2 protein-coding genes are annotated in these 1,695 nt (G+C 70.7%); one reads left to right on the forward strand and one right to left on the reverse strand.

Features of this window, described 5'->3' with window-relative positions; translation table 11 throughout:
- Positions 1-953 (forward strand): M28 family metallopeptidase (locus AOK24_RS30040; protein WP_055723186.1); only part of this gene is annotated, 953 nt, incomplete at its 5' end.
- 163 nt (positions 954-1,116) lie between these two features.
- Here AOK24_RS30040 and AOK24_RS30045 read toward each other — a convergent pair.
- Positions 1,117-1,695, reverse strand: a 579-nt coding sequence (locus AOK24_RS30045) for a hypothetical protein (protein WP_055723187.1), incomplete at its 5' end; no start/stop codon positions are given.

The raw sequence follows: 1,695 nt of genomic DNA on the forward strand, positions 1-1,695 counted from the left end.
AGCTCTCAGTCTCCGCGCGGGCGTCGGCCGCTGCCGTCGTCGCTGGTGTCACCTTGTTCGCGACCGGTGTCACCGGGTCGGCCGCCGGTGCGGCATCCGACGCCGGGTCGCTGGCCGCCGCGCCCGACATCCCCGTGGCCGGCGTGAAGGCGCACCTCAGCCAGTTGCAGTCGATCGCGACGGCCAACGGCGGTAACCGCGCGCACGGCCGGGCCGGCTACCTCGCCTCGGTCAACTACGTGAAGGGCAAGCTGGACGCGGCCGGATTCACCACCACCGTCCAGCAGTTCACCTCCTCCGGCAGGACCGGCTACAACCTGATAGCCGACTGGCCCGGCGGAGACGCGAATCAGATTGTCATGGCCGGGTCACATCTGGACAGCGTGTCCTCCGGCGCCGGCATCAACGACAACGGCTCCGGCTCCTCCGCCGTCCTGGAGATCGCCCTCGCCGTGTCCCGCGCGAACTACCAGCCCACCAAGCACCTGAGATTCGCCTGGTGGGGCGCCGAGGAACTCGGCATCGTCGGCTCCCGGTACTACGTCAACAACCTCTCCGCCGCAAACCGCGCCAAGATCAGCGGCTACCTCAACTTCGACATGATCGGCTCCCCCAACCCCGGCTACTTCGTCTACGACGACGACCCCACGATCGAGAAGACCTTCAAGGACTACTTCGCGGGAATCGGCGTCCCCACCGAGATCGAGACCGAGGGCGACGGGCGCTCAGACCACGCGCCCTTCAAGAGCGCCGGCGTCCCCGTCGGCGGCCTCTTCACCGGCGCGAGCCGCACGAAGACCGCCGCGCAGGCGACCAAGTGGGGCGGTACGTCGGGGCAGGCGTTCGACCGGTGCTACCACTCGTCGTGCGACACGACCGCCAACATCAACGACACGGCACTGGACCGGAACTCGGACGCGGCGGCGTACGCGGTGTGGACGCTGTCGTCCTGATACGCCGGACGGGGCTGTAGCGTCGCGACGAGGACGTAGCGACGTTACGAGTCCGTAGCGACGCTACGATGGCGTATCGACGTTACGCCGTAACAGGTACGTCGCGACGATGCCGTTTCGTCGTACGCACCCGTTACGACGAAACGGACCCGTCGCGACGTCGTCACCGTACCACCGCCGCCCGCTCCGCGAGCCGCTGCATGCGTGACCTCGCGGAGTCCAGGGCCGTCGGGTCCTCGGCCGCCGGGCCGCCCTCCGTGGCGAGGGTGGTCCACAGGCCGAGGAGTTCGTTGCCGAGGTTCAGGCCCTGGACGGGCTCCCGTACGGCGCGCCAGGCCGTCGCGGCGCTCTGTACGTTGCCGTACGCGGCCTCGGTGTCGCCGGCGTGGCGGTGGGCGCGTGCGACGTCGAGGGAGACGTGGAAGGCGCGGACCGGGTCGCCGGCCAAGTACGCGATGTACGCGGCGAGTTCACGCAGGCGCAGTACCTCGGGGTGGTCCGCGCCGAGCGCCGCCGACGCGTCGGTCACCGTCTGTTCCGCCAGTCCCGCCGCCGTGTCGATGCGGCCCGCGCGGACGGCCTCGTTGATCCGGGCCACCGGTCCGGCGAGCGGTCCCGGTTCCACGCCGTCGGCCTCCCGGGGGTCGTCCCCCAGGACGGCTTCGGCCACCGCGTCGAACCCGCGCGCGGGCGTGTGCTTCGGGGAGGGCTCCGGGGTGGTGGTCGCCGGGTCGAGGAGGGG

The organism is Streptomyces niveiscabiei (genome assembly GCF_001419795.1).
Classification (GTDB): domain Bacteria; phylum Actinomycetota; class Actinomycetes; order Streptomycetales; family Streptomycetaceae; genus Streptomyces; species Streptomyces niveiscabiei.